The organism is Sphingosinicella sp. CPCC 101087 (genome assembly GCF_004151485.1).
Taxonomy (GTDB): Bacteria; Pseudomonadota; Alphaproteobacteria; order Sphingomonadales; family Sphingomonadaceae; genus Allosphingosinicella.
Map to the genome: position 1 here is coordinate 1 of NZ_SBFF01000021.1, position 17159 is coordinate 17159.

At 65.3% G+C, this 17159-nt stretch carries 14 protein-coding genes and 1 pseudogene; 11 read left to right on the top strand and 4 right to left on the bottom strand.

The features are described from left to right. Window positions 1–342 (top strand): thiamine pyrophosphate-dependent enzyme (locus EKM57_RS21340; protein WP_243451184.1); only part of this gene is annotated, 342 nt, incomplete at its 5' end. Here EKM57_RS21340 and EKM57_RS21345 read toward each other — a convergent pair. Continuing rightward, a complete protein-coding gene (locus tag EKM57_RS21345; RefSeq protein ID WP_206185537.1) occupies window positions 339–1367 on the bottom strand; it encodes an aldo/keto reductase in 1029 nt (342 codons plus the stop codon). The genes EKM57_RS21340 and EKM57_RS21345 overlap by 4 nt on opposite strands. 83 nt (window positions 1368–1450) lie before the next feature. On the opposite strand from EKM57_RS21345, the gene EKM57_RS21350 reads away from it, so the two are divergent. Then, window positions 1451–2950, top strand: a complete 1500-nt coding sequence (locus EKM57_RS21350) for an aldehyde dehydrogenase family protein (RefSeq protein WP_243451185.1) — start codon at window positions 1451–1453, stop codon at window positions 2948–2950. Between the two features lie 111 nt (window positions 2951–3061). Here the strand turns inward: EKM57_RS21350 and EKM57_RS21355 are convergent, their stop codons facing one another. Next, a complete protein-coding gene (locus EKM57_RS21355) occupies window positions 3062–3868 on the bottom strand; it encodes a FadR/GntR family transcriptional regulator (protein ID WP_165357606.1) in 807 nt (268 codons plus the stop codon). Between the two features lie 152 nt (window positions 3869–4020). Between EKM57_RS21355 and EKM57_RS21360 the strand changes: the two genes are divergently transcribed. The 7 genes and pseudogenes from EKM57_RS21360 (at window position 4021) to EKM57_RS21385 (ending at window position 12455) form a co-directional block, all read left to right on the top strand. Then, window positions 4021–5397, top strand: a complete 1377-nt coding sequence (locus EKM57_RS21360) for a Rieske 2Fe-2S domain-containing protein (protein ID WP_129794567.1) — start codon at window positions 4021–4023, stop codon at window positions 5395–5397. Window positions 5398–5407: 10 nt separating this feature from the next. Further along, window positions 5408–6364, top strand: a complete 957-nt coding sequence (locus tag EKM57_RS21365) for a PDR/VanB family oxidoreductase (RefSeq protein ID WP_129794568.1) — start codon at window positions 5408–5410, stop codon at window positions 6362–6364. A 20-nt stretch (window positions 6365–6384) separates the two neighbouring features. Then, window positions 6385–7668: an MFS transporter gene (locus tag EKM57_RS21370; RefSeq protein WP_129794569.1), complete on the top strand. Its 1284-nt coding sequence runs from the start codon at window positions 6385–6387 to the stop codon at window positions 7666–7668. Window positions 7669–7854: 186 nt separating this feature from the next. Continuing rightward, the gene (locus tag EKM57_RS21375) at window positions 7855–8535 is read left to right on the top strand and encodes an RraA family protein (protein ID WP_129794570.1); all 681 of its coding nucleotides are present in this window, start codon (window positions 7855–7857) and stop codon (window positions 8533–8535) included. A gap of 455 nt (window positions 8536–8990) precedes the next feature. Further along, on the top strand, window positions 8991–9836 hold the full coding sequence (locus EKM57_RS21380) for an isocitrate lyase/phosphoenolpyruvate mutase family protein (protein WP_165357608.1): 846 nt from the start codon (window positions 8991–8993) through the stop codon (window positions 9834–9836). Between the two features lie 1149 nt (window positions 9837–10985). After that, a pseudogene (locus EKM57_RS22830) lies at window positions 10986–11186 on the top strand (Ada metal-binding domain-containing protein); the annotation flags it as partial. Between the two features lie 30 nt (window positions 11187–11216). Then, on the top strand, window positions 11217–12455 hold the full coding sequence (locus EKM57_RS21385; RefSeq protein WP_243451186.1) for a DNA-3-methyladenine glycosylase 2: 1239 nt from the start codon (window positions 11217–11219) through the stop codon (window positions 12453–12455). 76 nt (window positions 12456–12531) lie between these two features. Here the strand turns inward: EKM57_RS21385 and EKM57_RS22835 are convergent, their stop codons facing one another. Then, window positions 12532–13215 carry an EF-hand domain-containing protein gene (locus tag EKM57_RS22835; protein ID WP_371414165.1) on the bottom strand — a complete coding sequence of 228 codons (684 nt, stop codon included), beginning with the start codon at window positions 13213–13215 and terminating at the stop codon, window positions 12532–12534. A gap of 232 nt (window positions 13216–13447) precedes the next feature. Here EKM57_RS22835 and EKM57_RS21395 point away from each other — a divergent pair, with 232 nt between their 5' ends. Beyond that, window positions 13448–14182 carry a response regulator gene (locus tag EKM57_RS21395; RefSeq protein ID WP_129794574.1) on the top strand — a complete coding sequence of 245 codons (735 nt, stop codon included), beginning with the start codon at window positions 13448–13450 and terminating at the stop codon, window positions 14180–14182. Next, window positions 14179–15570, top strand: coding sequence for an ATP-binding protein (locus EKM57_RS21400; protein WP_243451187.1), 1392 nt, complete (start codon window positions 14179–14181; stop codon window positions 15568–15570). Before EKM57_RS21395 ends, EKM57_RS21400 begins: the two co-directional genes overlap by 4 nt. A gap of 200 nt (window positions 15571–15770) precedes the next feature. Here EKM57_RS21400 and EKM57_RS21405 read toward each other — a convergent pair. After that, window positions 15771–17159: BamA/TamA family outer membrane protein (locus tag EKM57_RS21405; protein WP_165357609.1), on the bottom strand; the 1389-nt coding region annotated here is incomplete at its 5' end.

Sequence of the window (17159 nt, forward strand, 5' to 3'; positions counted from 1 at the left end):
AACGTCTGGGGCGACGCCGCGATCGGCTTCACCGGCATGGACTTCGAGACGGCGGTGCGCGAGCGACTCCCGATCCTCTCGATCCTGCTCAACAATGCCGCCATGGCGATGGAATTGGATGTGATGCCGATCGCCACGGAAAGGTATCGCGCGACCGACATCTCCGGAAACTATGCCGATCTCGCCAAGGCGCTCGGCGGCTATGGCGAGCGGGTGACGGCGGTCGAGCAGATCGTGCCGGCAATTCGGCGGGGCATAGAGAAGACCCGGCAGGGCGTTCCGGCCCTGCTCGAATTCATCACAGCCCAGGAGAAGGAAGCCTCGCGCTATCCGCTCCGCTAGGCGTTGATCCGCGTGCCGCCGCTCACCGAATTGAGCGCGCGGCGAGCGAAGTCGGCGGGATAGGGAGCAAGCGGACGGCTCGCCTCCTCCAGCCCCGCCACATCCTCGGAAGACAATGCGACCTTCGCGGCCGCCGCATTCTCCTCCAGCTGGCCGACGTCGCGCGCGCCGAGCAGGATAGCATGGACCGCAGGCTGCACCTGGAGCCAGGCCAGAGCGACTGTTGCCGGGCGCACTCCGATCCGGTCGGCGATCCGCGTCACGACGTCCAGGATCGATAGCCCGCGCTCATCGAGCGCGCGGGCGACGAATGGGCCTCTGCCCCCCTTGCCGATATCGGAATCGCGGCCGTAGCGGCCGCTGAGCGCGCCGCTCTTGAGTGGCGACCAGGCGGCAATGCCGAGCCCGAACGCTCTGGCCATAGGCACGATCTCGACCTCGATATTCCGCTCCAGCAGCGAATATTGGAGCTGGAGGCCTGCGATCGGGGCGTAGTTGCGATACTCTGCCAGAAGATGCGCTTCCGCCGTCTTCCAGGCCTGGAAGTTGGACAGGCCGACATGCAGCACCTTCCCCGCCCGCACGAGATCGTCGAGCGCGCGCAACGTCTCTTCCATCGGGGTCAGCGGGTCCCACAGATGCATCCAGTAGAGGTCGATGCGGTCGGTGCGCAGCCGGCGCAGCGAATCCTCACAGGCCTGCATGACGGCCTTGCGTCCGCCGCCGCCGGCATTGGGATCGCCCTGGGCCGTGCTGCCGCCGAACTTGCTCGCGATCACCAGCCGCTCCCGGCTCCCGGGATTGTCCGCCAGGTACGTGCCGATGATGCTCTCGGCCTCGCCGCCCCCGTAGATGTTCGCCGCGTCGATGAAGTTCCCGCCCAATTCGCGATAGCGGGCAATCAGCGCGGCTGAGGCGGCCGGGTCCACGCTCATGCTGGAGCCGCCGCCGAAATTGTAGGCGCCGAGTGCATAGCGGCTCACGCGCAGCCCCGATCGGCCGAAGGTGACGAAGTCGTCCAGCACTGCCCGAACCCGCTCCCTGCTTGCTCAAACTATCCTACTGTCATATCGATTGAGCGGGTCTCGGCAAGCGGAAAGGACGGCCTTTGAGCGACACGATCGACGCATCGAGGCCCGTTCCGGCGGTGCCCGACCAGGCGCGCGGAATGCTGATCGACGGCGCCCTCGTCGAAGGCGAACGCTTTTTCGAAGTGATCGACCCGGCGACCGGCCGGGCCTTTGCCTTGGCGCCGGACGCGACTCGGACGCAGCTCGATGCCGCGGTGGCCGCGGCGCGGCGTGCCTTTCCTGCCTGGCAGGATCGCAGTCTCGAAGAGCGGCGGGAGATCCTGCGCCGGGCCGGAGCCAGGCTCCGGGAGGAAGCCGAGCCCATCGGCGCCCTGCTGACGAGCGAGCAGGGCAAGCCGCTGCGCGACGCGATCGGCGAGGTGGGCCGCGCCGCGGATCAGATCGACGGCCTGACGGCGCTCGACATATCCGACCAGCTGCTACGCGACGACGGGCGCGAGCGGATCGAGATCCGTCACCGGCCGCTCGGCGTGGTCGGCGGGATCACGCCATGGAACGTGCCGGTGGTGCTCGCGATGGTGAAGGTGGCGCAGGCGCTCTACACGGGCAACACCCTGGTGCTGAAGCCGTCGCCGCTGACGCCGCTCTCCACGCTCGCCGTCGCCCAGGCCATCGCGGATATCGTTCCTGCGGGGACCGTCAACGTGCTGAGCGGAGGCAACGATCTGGGCGCCTGGATGACCAGCCATCCCGGCATCGACAAGATCAGCTTCACCGGCTCGGTCGAGACGGGCCGCCGCGTTCTTCGCAGCGCGGCGGACACCTTCAAGCGGGTAACGCTGGAGCTCGGCGGCAACGACCCGGCGATCGTCCTCGCCGACGCGGATGTCGAGGCTGCGGCTGATGGTATCGCCCGAAGCGCCTTCGCCAATTGCGGGCAGGTCTGCATGGCGGTGAAGCGCGTCCTCGTCCCCGCCGCCCTGCACGATGCACTGGTCGAAGCCTTGGCTCGTCGCGCCAGCCGGATACGAACCGGGCCTGGGACGAACCCTGAGTCGACCATGGGCCCGCTCCAGAACCGGATGCAGTTCAACAAGGTCGCGGAATTGCTCGACGAGGTACGCGCTACGCCCGGCGCCCGCATCGTCACTGGCGGCACCGTCTCGTCGAATGGCGGCTATTTCATCGAACCCACTGTGGTGGTCGGCCTTTCCGATGATGCCCCGCTCGTCCGCGAGGAGCAGTTCGGCCCGGTCATTCCAGTCTTGTCCTATGATGATGTCGACGAAGCGATCGCGCGCGCCAACGCCACGCATTTCGGCCTCGGCGCCTCGCTGTGGACGCGCGACATCGTCCGTGCGCGCGACCTGGCCGGGCGGCTCGAGGCGGGTTCGGTTTGGATCAACCGGCATGGGGGCAATGCGAAGGACGTGCCCTTCGGCGGTGCGAAATATTCCGGCTACGGCCGTGAGCAGGGCGTGGTCGGACTGCACTCCTATATGGAGATGCAGGTCGTCGCTTCACCGTCCCTTTCGGCCGAACGCGCAGCCGACGCAATCCCGCCCCTTGCCCGTTAATCTGTTGAGCCGCCGTCTTCTTCCTCGGCAACGGAAAGCCATGCGCCGGGCTTGCAGTCTACGGCCGTCGAGACGGCCTGCCCCTCCTGCAGGGAGGGTGTCGCAGGGATTCTAGTCCTGGCCTGAAGCCCTGCCTTTTCGCCCGCGCTGCGCCAATGCCGAGGCGAGGTCGCGCCCGCCGGTCGCCCCGCCGCCAGAAGCCTGCTTCAGGCGGTAGATCATCGACTCCCGCCGGTTCATCAGATGCTTGCGCATCGCTGTGAACGCCCCCTCCCCGTCTCGTGCGGCGATCCGTTCCAGGATGCTGTTGAGGCTCTCGTAGCGCAGGTCCGCCGCCGACGCGTCGGGCTCGACCGCATTGAACAGGTTGAGAAGGGCATGCTCCAGCGCATGCATCAGCGTGATCAGGGTTCGCGATCGCGACGCGTCGACGATTGCGCTGTGTAAGGCGAGGATCCGCTCCACCGATGCCCGCCGACTCTGGTTTGGCGCCGTCACCTTGGCCAGCAGGCGGCGCATGCCGTCGATCTCCTCCTCGGTGGCATGTTCGGCCGCCAGCTCCGCCGCGCGGCATTCTATGCCGATACGCGCGTCGAAAATTTCTTCCGGGCTCACCTGGATGAGCATGAACTGGACCGCAAGGGCGGTGGCGAGCTGGTCCGGCTGTCCCTGCGCGATCGTTGCCCCACCGCCGGCGCCCGTCTTGATTGTGACGACGCCGAGGGCTTCCAGCCTCCCCAGTGCCTCGCGGATCGGGACGCGACTGGTCTTGAAGGTCTCTGTGAGCTGCGCCTCCGTGCCGAGGAACTGGCCGGGCTCGAGCTGCCCCGAGAACAGGGCTTCGGTGACCTGATTGACGATCCGTGAGGCGAGCGACTCCGTTCTGATGGAGCTGAAGACGGAGCGCGAGCTAGCCACTGGCGAGATACATCCCTTGCTTGCCGCGGAAAGCCGCGGAACGAAATGACCGTATGACAGATAAGCGGCGTCGATCAACTGGATCCCATTCGGCCTCGCTTGACAGCCTAAGGCGCCCGTTCTTATGGTTAAAAGTCTAATATTGTTAGACCATGATATCGACCCGTTTGCTGGGGAACGCCGTGCGCGCCGAAGAGAACGTATTGCTGACCTTGGTCGGTCCGCACGCACCGATGGGCAAGCTCATGCGCCGATACTGGATTCCGGCGCTGAGGTCGGACGAGCTCGAGGCGGGCGGCGCGCCGGTTCGCCTGCGCCTGCTCTGCGAGAACTTCCTCGCCTTCCGCTCGCCTGAAGGCGAGGTGGGCGTGGTAGATCATCGATGCGCCCACCGCTGCGCCTCGCTCTTCTACGGCCGCAACGAGGAAGGCGGGATCCGCTGCGTCTATCATGGGTGGAAGTTCGCGCGGAACGGCCAGTGCATCGAGATGCCGAGTGAGCCGCCGGAGACCGATTACAAGGCTCGGGTAAGAATCCGTGCGCTTCACGTCGCGGAGAAATTCGGCGTCGTTTGGGTGCATATGGCGGACGGGGCGCCGCCGCCGCTTCCGCATTTCGACTGGAACGAACTGGAGGCGGGGAAGGCGCTCTCGGTCAGCTTCATGATGCGCGAGTGCAACTGGCTCCAGGCGCTCGAAGGCGACATCGACACCTGCCATGTCGGCTTCCTGCATCTGGGCGCGGTGGGCCCCGACGCGTTCGAAGAAGGTTCGCTCAACTATTACCGCCAGATGCCCGAGAATCTCGCTCCTAAATACGAGGCGCTCGAGACCGAGTACGGCGCCACCTATTGCGCCTACCGTCATGCCGGGCCAGGCAACACCTACCACCGCATCGGACACTTTGCGATGCCGTTCTGGACGATGGTTCCGTCCGAGCCGATGGACCATATTCACGCCCGTGCCTGGGTCCCCATCGACGATCACCATTCGATGCTGGTCGTGATCGGCGGCCCGCGTTCGACGTTCACACGCGACAAGCATGGCGAGCTTCTGCCGGGTGCCGGCGTCGCCATCCGTTACTTGCCCAATACGAGCGACTGGCTCGGACGCTGGCGGATCGAGGAGAATCCCCGCAACGACCATCTGATCTCGCGCGAGACCCAGCGCGGCAGGAGCTATACCGGCATCGAAGGCATCCCGGTCCAGGACCAGGCGATCACCGAGTCGATGGGTCCGATCGTCGATCGGACCAAAGAACATCTCGGCACCAGCGACCGGATGATCATGCTCACGCGTCGCAAGCTGATGCGCGCGGCCGCGGCGTTGCGCGACGAAGGCAGCGTTCCGCCCGGCGCCGACGCGGCGGAGAGCTATCACCATCTTCGAGCGGGCTTCGCCATCCTTCCCGACGACACGGACTGGCTCGACTATTACAACAGCCGCCGGTCGGTGTGGAGCAAGGGGGCGGCGGCGCCGATCGAGCGAATGAAGCGGCACGCCGCGCCGGCGCCCGGGAACGCCACCTGAGCGCTGGCCGATGAATCGCCCGTGGCTCGAACTGCGCATCATCTCTCGGAAGGTGGAAGCGGAGGATATCGTCCTTCTGGTGCTGGCAAGCCCCGACGGCGGCGAATTGCCTCCGTTCAGCGCCGGCGCCCATCTCGATGTGGAGGTCGCCCCAGGCCTGGTCCGGCAATACTCGATCTGCAACGATCCCGATCACCGCGACCGCTACGAGATTGCCATACTTCGCGACCCCACCTCGCGGGGCGGCTCGATCGCCGTCCACGAACGATTCCGGGAGCTGGACACGATCCGGGTCGGCGAGCCGCGAAACCATTTCCCGCTGCAGCCCGTGGAGGGCGAGGCGCTGCTGGTGGCGGGCGGCATCGGGATCACGCCATTGCTGTGCATGGCGGAGCGACTCAGCAGGGCAGGCGCGCCCTTCACGCTCCATTATTGCACGCGCAGCGAGAAGCGCACCGCCTTTCGCCGCCGCATCGCCGGCTCGGCCTTCGCAAAGCAGGTCGTCTTCCACTTCGACGATGGTCCGGCGATGCAACGTCTCGATCCCGACGCGCTGTTCACCCGAGCCGCGTCCGGCACGGACGCCTATGTCTGCGGTCCTCCGGGCTTCATCGACTGGATCTGCGCGGCCGCGGGCCGTGCAGCCTTTCCCTCGGACCGCCTCCATCGCGAATATTTCGCGGCCCCGCCCGCCGCGGCACCCGCTGCCGAAAGGTCCTTCCAGATCCGCCTCGCCAGCACCGGCGAGGTCATCGATGTGGGCGCCGAAGAGAGCGCCGCCGCCGCGCTCTCCCGCCACGGCATCGAAATTCCGCTCTCCTGCGAGCAGGGGATTTGCGGCACCTGCGTCACCCGGGTGCTCGAGGGCGAACCGGACCATCGCGACATGCTGATGCTCGACGGCAATGACGAGTTCACGCCCTGCTGCTCGCGAGCGCTCAGCCCCCTTCTCGTCCTCGACCTTTAGCTTTGGCGGACACGGAGAATATGAGCGGCGGCGTTGAGCGCCCGGCCAAGTTCGCCCGGGGACGCAGCGCGCTCAGCGATCGCGCCTTCCTCATCTACTCGTTCGGCAACGGCTGCTCCTCGCTGGGGCTCTGGGTGCAGCGACTTGCGCTCGGCTGGCTGGCTTGGCAGCTCAGCCACTCCGAGCTCTGGGTCGGCGCGGTTGCCTTCGCGCTCTTCGGACCGATCCTTTTCCTCTCGCCCTTTTTCGGGGTCCTTGTCGACCGGCTGGAGCCGCTCCGTACTGCCGCTTTCATCAACGTCTTGATGGGGGCCTGGGCGGCCTTGCTCGCCATCCTTTCCCTGACGGGGCTGCTCGACATCTGGCTGCTGTTCGCCGTCTCGCTCTGCATCGGCACGACCTCGGCGGCCTATGCCCCGATCCGCCTTTCTATCATTCCTTCGATCGTCCCGCGCGAATTGCTGGCGAACGCGATCGGCATCAGTTCGATGATCTTCAACGCCTCCCGCCTGATCGGCCCCGCCGTGGGCGGCGCGGTGCTTGTCGCGCTGCCGATCGCCGCGGCATTCCTCATCAACGCCGTGTCCTATCTTCCGCTTGTCTATGCCTTGGCACACGTTCCGCGCCGGCCGATTCCGCCACGAGCCCATCAACCCTTCTTCGCGCAGCTTCGGGAGGGTTTCGCCCATGCCGGCGCCAATCGTTACATCCGGCTCCAGCTCATCCTCACCGCCTGGGGCGCCCTTTTCGGTCGCTCGATCCTCGAGGTGCTGCCCGTCTATGCCGATCGCTTCTACCTGGCCGGCGCGAGCGGTCTTGCCGCTTTGTCCGCCGCCGCCGGGGGCGGCGCCCTGCTCGCAGCCTATCTGACTTCGCGGCTGGTCCTCGACAGCCGCCAGCTTCAGCTCGGCAGCATTCTGCTCGGAGTGGTGAACGCGCTCGCGCTGCTGGCCCTGCCGCTCTGGCCGGGGCTGTGGCTCGGGCTCCTCTGCATCGGCGTGGTCGGATTCGGCTCGACCGGCTCGGCCGTGCTCTCGCAGACCCTCGTGCAGACAGAGGTGGCGGACAGCGTGCGGGGCCGCGTCAGCAGCCTTTGGGGGATGGCGAGCCTCGGCGGCTCGGCCTTCGGCGGACTTGTGCTCGGAGGAATGCTGTACCTGCTCGGAATTTCGGCTGCGACCTTGGCGACGGCCCTGGCCGCCTTGCTGCTGCCGATCGCGGCCTGGCGCACCGCCTGGCGCGCGCCGCACGAGGCTCCGGTGGAGGTCGCCGAACCGGTGGAAGACCCCTCCGAGCCGGTCTAGAGGCCGCGAATCGCTTGGCCGGCACATCTTCCGCCTCGTCCGCAGCAGCCTGAAGGCCGGAGGGAGAGTAGCGGCACTGGCGGGCTTCACGAGCTCAACGGTCGAGCTCAGGTGGATGCGCTGGTTTCTAATCGCTTCTTTGGCGGATATCACGAGCGCGGAGTCAGTCTGAAGGGGATGTAGCCGATGCCGCCGAGCCAACGACCAGCAAAGGGTCACGCGAACATCGAGGAGTTTCGGCGAGCCTCGACCGCCCTTATCAGCGACAATCTCGGCCGCCTGGTCGCAGCCCGCGGCTTGCGACCCTTTCACAAGGGCGGGATGATGATCGGTCGGGCATTGACCGTCAGGACGAGAGCCGGGGACAATCTCGTCGTCCATGAAGCGTTGGAGAGGATCATCCCCGGTGACGTGCTCGTGGTCGACGGGGGAGGAGACGAGAGCCGGGCGCTCGTGGGCGAAATCATTGTCGCTATTGCCCGCGCTCGTGGCGCTGCCGGCATCGTGATAGACGGGGCGATACGCGACGTGCGGGAAATCGGCGCCGGCGAGTTTCCTTGCTTCGCACGCTCCGTCACCCACGCGGGCCCCTACAAGGATGGACCGGGCGAGATCGGAGTGCCCGTGAATATCGGAGGAATGGTTGTCCAGCCCGGTGACGTCGTCGTCGGTGACGAGGACGGCGTTGTTGCCTTCCCCGAAAGCCTCGTTGACCGGTTGCTCGATGCTGTGAATGCCCAGCTTGCTAGGGAGGCCGAAATACTCAGGAGCATCGCCGAAGGCCGATATGAGGGAAGCTACGGCAGACGGCGGGAGGATGAAGGGCAAAGTCTCGTTGCGGGAGAGGAACAGGATCGGTCTTCCTGAAGCCGAGATCCGCCCGCACTTCAGCGCATCGATCGTTGCGGGAGTGAAAGTGGGTTGCCTCGCCATGCCGATCGCGGCGCAACGGGATGCTGAATGATCACGCGTACACCGAGGTTTCGTGCGATGCGCTCGAACGATCCATGGGACCCAAAGTGGCTGCCCTGTTCTAATTGAAAGTCTGCGCGCCGCGGTTCGCGATCTGCTCGGTGCAAGGTCAGAGATCGCCCACCGCTCGAGGGGCGGAGCCGGACGCATATGGCGAAGCTGAGCTGCTCGCCTGCGCGAGCTCCAGCTGGCAGATGGTCGAATCTGCCGCGGCGCGCAATTTCCGGCAGCGAAGTCTCGCGGTTTTCGGACCTGGTCGGTGATGGACCATGGCCGAAAGCCGCCAGCACGACCTCGCGGTCTGCGCCATTTTGCTCATGTCGAAAGCCAATCCATCAACGGAGGACGTCATGAGCAACACCGAACTTCTCGCCCGAATCGACGCATTTCGCGAGCTGAGCCTGAACGGGCGCCAGCTCCTGCCCAATGCCTGGGATGGTGCAAGCGCCCGCCTCTTCGAGCATGAAGGATTTCCTGCGATCGGCACGACCAGCGGCGGAATCGCCAATGCCCGAGGTGCTCCCGATTGCGAAATCCTCGGGCGTGACGCCATGCTTCGTGAGGCGGCCGTGATTATCACCTCTGTCGACATCCCCGTCACGGTGGACATAGAAGCCGGCTATGGCGACGCGCCAGATGCGGTCGCTGAGACGGTTGAACTGGCATTGAACCTCGGAGCCGTCGGCGTGAACATCGAGGACCGCAATCATAGGTCGTCCTGCGATCCGCTATATGCGGTGAAAGACCAGGCCGCCCGGTTGGCGGCCGCGCGATCCACAGGTGATCTCCTCGGACTTTCCCCGGTGATCAATGCCCGCACCGATACCTTCCTGATCGGGGCTGGCGCCGACCTTCAGGAGCGAGTCGCAATGACGATCGAACGCGGCCGGGCCTATCTGGAGGCCGGGGCCGATCTCGTCTTCGTGCCCGGCCTGGTCGATCTCACGGTCATGCGCCAGATTGCTGACGCATTCGACGGTCGTCTGAGCGTGATGGCACTCCCCGGCGCCCCGCGCGCCGAGGCGATGTTCGAGGCAGGCGCCCGCCGCGTCAGCCTCGGAGCGGCAGCGATGCTCGCCTGCCTCGGTACGCTGAGGAACATCGCACGAGAGGCCCGGCAGACCGGCACCTGGAATGCCATCGAAAGGTCCTTCTTCAGCTTCGACGAGGCCGACGCGCTGTTCACGCAGCGCTGAGGCCGCGGCGGTTCAGACCCAGAAGAGGTTCTCACCATGAAAATGCGATTGCACGGCGTCGCCTCGAAGCGGCGCGCGATGACCCCTGTTGCCCGCAAACCCGGACCTGCTCGCGGGCATATACTGGCCCGAGCGACAATCTGCGTGGTCGCCGCCATTCTTGCTTCGCCCGCGGCAGCACAGAATATCGAGCAGCGGGTGTCGAGCAGCATCGAGTCCGGCCGGATCTTTCGGGATCAGGGAAAGATCGTCCACGAAGGTCCTACGATCATCGTCGATTACACGGCCAGGGTCGATGGCTGGTCGGCCACCTACTGGCGAGCCGAAACGGGGAACCGTCAAACCGAAGAAACCGACATCTGCATCGGCAAAGCGGGCAATGCTATGGAGCGAGCCGCCTATCGTATTCGCCTATGCATGATCGAAATGGTCGGGCCCGAAGCCGTTCATGCCAGCGCGAGTCTCGATCACGCGCTTTCGGATCGGTGGATGCTTACCGGAGGCATGAAGGTGATGCGTGGCGGCTTTCGAACCGAGACGGGCTATATTGGCCTAGCGTTCGCCGATCGAGCGATGGGAATCAATGCGGGGGTGTCCTATGATACCTGGTCGAGCGACACCGTCCTCCAAGCCGGTGCCGGGGTCTCGCTGCCGTTTCTGCGAGCTTCGCGGCTGCAGGTTCGGTGCAGGGTTTCGTCGTCGTCGACGAGGGCGACCTCGCCAGGTCGAGCGCCAGAAGCGGGATCATCGGCAGCCTCGGCTTGCGCTTGAGTATCTGAACCTTCGCTCCGGAAGCACGAGCAGCCTGGATGTGATCGGGACTATGGTCGCAGAAGAATTGCCCGGCAAGATTCACGCTCCACTGGTTGCCCGGTCTGGTCCATCTCATCGGGAAGGATGCGCTCGAGCATGGTTCTCAGGCTTTTCGTGAGCTGAACGGCGAAGTGCGTGAAGCGCAGGCGCCCTGGCGCGCTGATGATGGACACCTGTGAAAGCCTGCACCGTTCGCGAAGGAGGTGAACCGTCTACGCGACAAGAGTGGTGGCTTCGGTTTTCATCGGCAACGACAGCACGAAGACTGGAATCGTCCTGACGAGCCATGATCATCTTCTAACGTCGAGTCCTTTGGCCATGAAGAAGGATCCGTCCATGGATCTCCATCCCGATGCCTGTTATCGAGCCTTTCGCACCCGCGACCTTCGTTTCGACGGACGATTGTTCTGTGGATGTCGGAGCACGGGCGTTTATTGTCGCCCGATCTGCCCGGCACCGACGCCCAAACGGGAATATATGACCTTCTATCCGACCGCGGCGGCCGCCCAGGAAGCCGGATTCCGACCGTGCCTTCGATGCCGGCCGGAAGCGGCGCCGGAACTGGCCGTGTGGCGCGGCACATTGAACACCGTTTCTCGCGCGCTCGCGCTGATTGAGGAGGGCGCGCTCGATGATGGCAGCGTCGACGATTTGGCGGAGCGCCTAGGCGTCGGCGAACGCCAGCTTCGCCGATTGTTCCGGACGCACGTCGGCGCCTCCCCCGTTTCGGTAGCGCAGACGCGGCGCGTCCTGCTCGCCAAGCAGCTGATCCACGAAAGCCGCCTGTCCATGACCGAGGTGGCGTTTGCGTCCGGGTTCAGCAGCGTACGGCGCTTCAACGAGACGTTCCAGGGTCTCTTCAAGCGCCCCCCAACCGCCTTGAGACGGGACGGCATGCGCAGGACGCCAGTGGCGCAGGACGATCTCACCGTGCTGCTCCGGTACCGGCCTCCTTATGACTGGCCAACGGTGGTCGACTTCCTCCGGGCGCGCGCAATATCGGGGATCGAAACCGTGACCTCGAAGCGGTATGCGCGCACGTTCGACGTCGACGGCAGCCAAGGCATCGTCGTGGTTGAACCGACGAACACCAACGCGCTGCGCGTCTCGGTACGGTTCGCCAAGGTGTCAAGCCTGCCGCGCGTCATTGCCCGGGTGCGTCGCCTGTTCGATCTCGCTGCAGACCCGGAAGCAATCAGCACACACCTGGCCTCGGATCCCGCGCTCGAGCCGCTGGTGGCGTCACGCCCGGGACTGCGGGTTCCAGGAGGCTGGGATGCCTTCGAAGTCGCGACCCGCGCCATTCTCGGCCAGCAGATAACCCTACAGGGCGCCCGCCGTCTTCTCGAGAATCTTGTGGCGGAATATGGGGCAGCGCTGGCACCCGATCTGAGGTCAGAAGGACTTACCCATGTCTTCCCTCGCGCGGATGTTCTCGCACAGGCCGATCTGTCGCACCTTCGAGTACCGCAGATCCGCGCTGCGGCACTCTCGTCGCTCGCCGCATCTTTGGTCAGCGATCCGCAGTTTTTGACGGCCGGCCCCGATCTTGCGAGCTTCGTGCGACGCCTGCGGACATCGCGGGGGATCGGGGAATGGACCGCGCAGTATATTGCGATGCGCGAGCTGCGCGAGACCGATGCGTTTCCACCGGGAGATACAGGCCTCAGACGCACCATGGGGAACTTGGAGGGCCGCGACCTGTCGTCGAACGAGCTCCTCGAGCGGGCAGAGCGCTGGCGCCCCTGGCGAGCCTATGCCGCGCAACATCTATGGGCTTCGAGGCTCCCAGCGAAAGCCTGTTAGCTCTGTCCGGGCGGCACCCTACCCGATCCCGCACGGCACATTCCGCTTATCCGGCACCGCGTTCGAACAACGCTCGTTACGCCCCTGGGGGCGCAAGCTCGTCCAGCGTGACGGAAGCGTCACGATTGCGGTCCAGGCGAAGGAAGCGCTGGCCGGCCGCTCTTCGGAATTCTTCTCTCGATACACCTCGGTTGAAGTCCGCGTCGGCGGCCGCGACGGGTTGCGGCAGGTTGAGGATACCCAAGGCCGGCGACCGACCAGCCGGTACGCGGCTTCCGCCGCGGCCTGCCCCTCTTTGTATGCGAGTGCCTTCACCGGACCGACCGCCCGTCCCGCCCCCGCGCCTGATGCGGGCCGGCCGGCCGGACCCGGCGCCGCCGGATCTGCCGGCCATCCGGATCTCGGGCGCAATTTCGTTCTCGTAACGCCGCATCTCGTCCGGATCGATTTCTCCATCCGAATTGACGTCGAGCGTCGTGAAGAATCGTGCTGCGTCCTGCTCCAGTTCCGCCAGCGACACTCCGCTGCTTGAGTCCTTGTCCGCGCCGCTGAACCAGCGGCCGATCAAGTCGACCCCCGGCTCCTGGGATCGGAAGGGTTCGCCCATCGGGCTGATGAAGAAGCCGCGGAGAACTGCATGGCCTCCAGCCTTTCGGAGCTCTTGGGATCTGCTTGAGCTTCCCGCGCAGCCCACTGCAGAAAGGATGACAATAAGGGTGATCGCGACACGCATTCTTGAGATCTCCATTCCAAACCTCATGCGTAGCGCCCGATTGTTTCACCAGTTTGCCCGAACATTGTCGAGCCGCGAGCCGGGGCTCAAGCGCTCTGGCGAGACTTCACGCCACGCCATCCGTTCACCGCCTATCGCCTGCAAGCGCCTCCTTCGAAGAAGCCTCTTCGACCGTGCGCTAGCGACGCGGCAACCGTTTGTGGCGCATTTCTGGCACGACTGAAAAAATCGGCCTAGATGGCCCGTGTAGTTGCATCGCATGCAGACGGAACCGGCCTCTTTGGCGGATGAAAAGACAACGATCCTCATCGTCGATGACGATGCGAGCCTGCGGCAGCTGATACGCGACTTCCTGACGGGTCACGGCTATGCGGTTGTCGAGGCGGGCGGCGGGAAGGAGATGCGCGAGATACTCGACGCGCAACCGGTCGACGCCCTCGTTCTCGACGTGATGATGCCCGGAGAGGACGGGCTCTCCATCGCCCGATCGCTCTCGACGCGCCGCGATCTGTCGATCGTGATGGTGTCGGCGCTGGGCAGCGAAACCGATCGCATTATCGGCCTGGAAGTGGGCGCCGACGATTATCTGCCCAAGCCTTTTTCCCCTCGTGAGCTGCTGGCTCGCCTTCGCGCCGTGCTCCGGCGCCAGCAAGCGGCTGCCGACGACGAGGCGGTCCGCAGCCGTTATATCTTTCAGGGCTGGACGCTCGACGTCGTTCGCCAGGTGCTGCGCGATCCTGCGAACGTCGTCATCGGCCTCTCGCAAGGCGAGTTCTCGCTGCTGCGCGCTCTGGTCGAACGCCCGCAAAGGGTGCTCACGCGCGACCAGCTCCTCGAATATGCGCGCGGGAGGGAAAGCGACGCCTTTGATCGGGCGATCGATACCCAGATCAGCCGGCTGCGTCGCAAGCTCGGCAGCCGCGACCAGGCAGAGCTCATCCGCACGGTTCGCAACGAAGGCTACATGTTCCTCCCCAAGGTCTCGCGCAAGTGACGGCGCGCCCGAAATGGTACCAGTCAATCTTCGTCCATACGCTCCTGCTGGTCATGGGCGTGGTGGTCGCGCTCGTCGGCACGATCGCCGCCCTGATCCTGCTGCGCCCTCCGCCGCTCGACCCGCCGCTCACGGCCTATGAGCTTGCGCGCGTCCTGAGCGGCCGACCAATCGCTAATCACGGCTCCAACCTGCGAGTCTCACGCTCCGCGGAACCGCCGCCAATGATGCCGTCCAATCCCGCGGACGAGCTGATCCGCCGCAGGCTCGCCGCCTATCTGGGCCGACCACTCGACCAAGTCCGTTTTGCGCGGCGCCTCCCGCGCCTCGCCGCTTCCTGGGCCTGGCCCTGGCCCTTTCGCGAAAGGCGACGCGTCGTCACCAAGATCTACCGGACGGACGTTGCGCGCGAATATCGACTCTACTGGTCCGACAATCAGTTCAACCCGGCCATATTAGGGTCCCTCCAGGCGGGGGTTCGCCAGCCTGATGGCAGCTGGCGTCTGGTGGCGCGTGAACAGCGCGGACCGACCCAGCGTTGGCAGTCGAACATGCTCGTGCTCATGGGGCTCTTCGTCCTGCTCGTCCTTCCGATTGCCTGGCTGTTCAGCAAGCGTATTGCGCGACCGATCAGCGCCTTCGCTGCTACCGCGGAGCGGATCGGGCGACAGCAGCAGGTCGAGCCGGTTCCGGTCCGCGGGCCTGGCGAGATCCGGCTTGCCGCTTCCGCGCTCAACGACATGCAGGCGCGCCTCCAGCGATTTGTCCAGGAACGCACGTCGATGGTCGGTGCGATTGCGCACGACCTGCGCACGCCCCTGTCGCGCCTCGCCTTTCATCTCGCCTCCGCGCCCGATGCGGTGAGGGAGAAAGCGGAAGCGGAGATCGCCGAGATGGAAGGAATGATCGCTGGGGCGCTCGACTTTGTTCAGAACGAAACCCGCTTGCAGCCGCTCGAGCCGGTCGACGTGGCGCTGCTCGTGGAAGGGGTGGTCGACGATTTCGCCGATACGGGGGGCAATGCCGTGATGGTCGAGGCGGCGCCCGCGACCATCAAAGGTGATCCTGTACTGCTCAAGCGCCTGTTCGCGAACCTCGTCGGCAATGCACTGACCTATGGCAGCTCGGCGGAGGTTCGGATCCGAACCGAGGGGGAACGGGTCATCGTGGACGTGGCGGACCGAGGCCCGGGCATGAGCACCGACGCCCTCGCCCGGGCTTTTGAGCCATTCTACCGGGCGGAAGGCTCGCGCAATCGCTCGACCGGCGGGCTCGGCCTCGGGCTGGCCATCGTTCACTCCGCCGTCGCGACCCACGGCGGAAAGGTCGAGCTTTTCAATCGCCGCGGAGGAGGGCTCTGCGCGCGGGTGTACCTTCCCACTGATTAGGGATGCGGTCGTTGCCGCCATGACGAGCAAGAAGGCTCCGGAGGGGTGCTCCGGAGCCTTCCGCAGGGCGGCGGCGAGTTGACAGGGTACCGCCGGGGAGCGGCGGCGGGGGGGCCGCCGTCCCGATATCCTGGTGAACCACCGATATTGCGCCCATTTGTCCGTGCGGCACCAGGATTTGGCGACGTTGCCAAGCCCCGTCAGAAAGCGGTGCCGATGTTGAAGGTGAACAGCTTCGTGTCATCGCCCTCTGCGGCGAGAAGCGCGTGGGCAACGTCGATCCTGAACGGCCCGAACGGCGAGTTCCAGTTGACCCCGATGCCGATCGACAGGCGCGGCCGTGGGCTATTGCCGACCAGGAACTCGCGAAACGGATTGGTGACCTGATAGGTGACGAGGGTCGACCCTGTCGGGCAGGTTTCGGCATCGGCAGGCAAGGACGAGATCACGCCTGCGCCTGTGATGCACTGGCGAAGTCCTTCGCTGTCGAGCTGCGGTCGCAGCAGCCCTTCGGAATCCGGCGGAAGGTCGTAGAGGGTGGGCGTGGCGACACCCCAAAGCGCACCGATGTCCGCGAAGATCGACGGCCGCAATCCGAGGTCACGGGCGCCGCGGCCGAGGGGTATTTCGAGCTCGGCCCGGCCAAGATAGTAATAGCGGCCTCCGATCGAATCTTCGGTATATTCGCTGCGGTCGCTCGAAAGGCTGACATTTCCATCCTCGTCGGTCAGGTAGGGAATACGCTGGACGCGCGGGCCGACGCCCCGGATATCGAATCCTCGTAGTTGCGGACTGCCCAGGAAGAAGCGGTCCGTCAGCCGAACATCCGCATCCCCTGCCCCGCCGAGGCCCAGGATCGCGCCGCCTTCGGCGTGGAGGGAGAAGATGAACTGTCCGAAGGGCTGCCAGTATTTGTCGGCGCTGATCCTCGTCCTCAGATATTTCGTGTCGCCCCCCAATCCGGCGAAATCCTGGCTGAACAGCACGCGCTCGCCGCGGCTCGGCCGCACCGAATTGTTGAGCGTGCTGTAGAGCAGCGAATAGCCGACGCTCGACGTCAGCCGGCTGCCGATCGCGTCGCACAAGTAGCGTCCCGCAAGGATCGGGTCGCAGGCCGAAACGCCATCCTCGTTGGTCGTGTAATAGAGCGTCTCGTCGAGGCTCACGTCATCGAACACGAGCCCATAGCGCAAGGCCAGGCTGACATGCTCATTCAACGGCAGGCCGGCGCGGAGCTGGCCGCCGGTGCTGACCTGCTGATAGGTATCCTGCCGCTCATCTTCGAAGGTGTAATAGCTGCTATAGTCGCGGCGATAGAGATCGAAGCCGACGGCGATGTTGCGGTCGAACAAGGCGGGCTCGGTGAAGCCCAGCTCGACCGACTTGGAATAACCGGAATAGCTGATCGAGCTCCTCAGCTCCTGGCCCAACCCACGGAAGTTGCGCTGCCGAATGGATAGCGACCCAATCAGACCCTCCTCGCTCGAATAGCCACCGGACACCTGCAGTTCTCCGGTGGCTCGCTCCTCGACGGCGACGCCGAGCACCACCCGGTCCGGGGCGGAGCCTTGTTCCTGGGTGATTTCCAG

Coding starts and splice junctions, on each gene's coding strand:
- EKM57_RS21360 (WP_129794567.1), top strand. CDS start 4,021: ATGATATCGACCCGTTTGCTGGGGAACGCCGTGCGCGCCGAAGAGAAC.
- EKM57_RS21365 (WP_129794568.1), top strand. CDS start 5,408: ATGAATCGCCCGTGGCTCGAACTGCGCATCATCTCTCGGAAGGTGGAA.
- EKM57_RS21370 (WP_129794569.1), top strand. CDS start 6,385: ATGAGCGGCGGCGTTGAGCGCCCGGCCAAGTTCGCCCGGGGACGCAGC.
- EKM57_RS21375 (WP_129794570.1), top strand. CDS start 7,855: ATGCCGCCGAGCCAACGACCAGCAAAGGGTCACGCGAACATCGAGGAG.
- EKM57_RS21380 (WP_165357608.1), top strand. CDS start 8,991: ATGAGCAACACCGAACTTCTCGCCCGAATCGACGCATTTCGCGAGCTG.
- EKM57_RS22835 (WP_371414165.1), bottom strand. CDS start 13,215: ATGAGGTTTGGAATGGAGATCTCAAGAATGCGTGTCGCGATCACCCTT.
- EKM57_RS21395 (WP_129794574.1), top strand. CDS start 13,448: ATGCAGACGGAACCGGCCTCTTTGGCGGATGAAAAGACAACGATCCTC.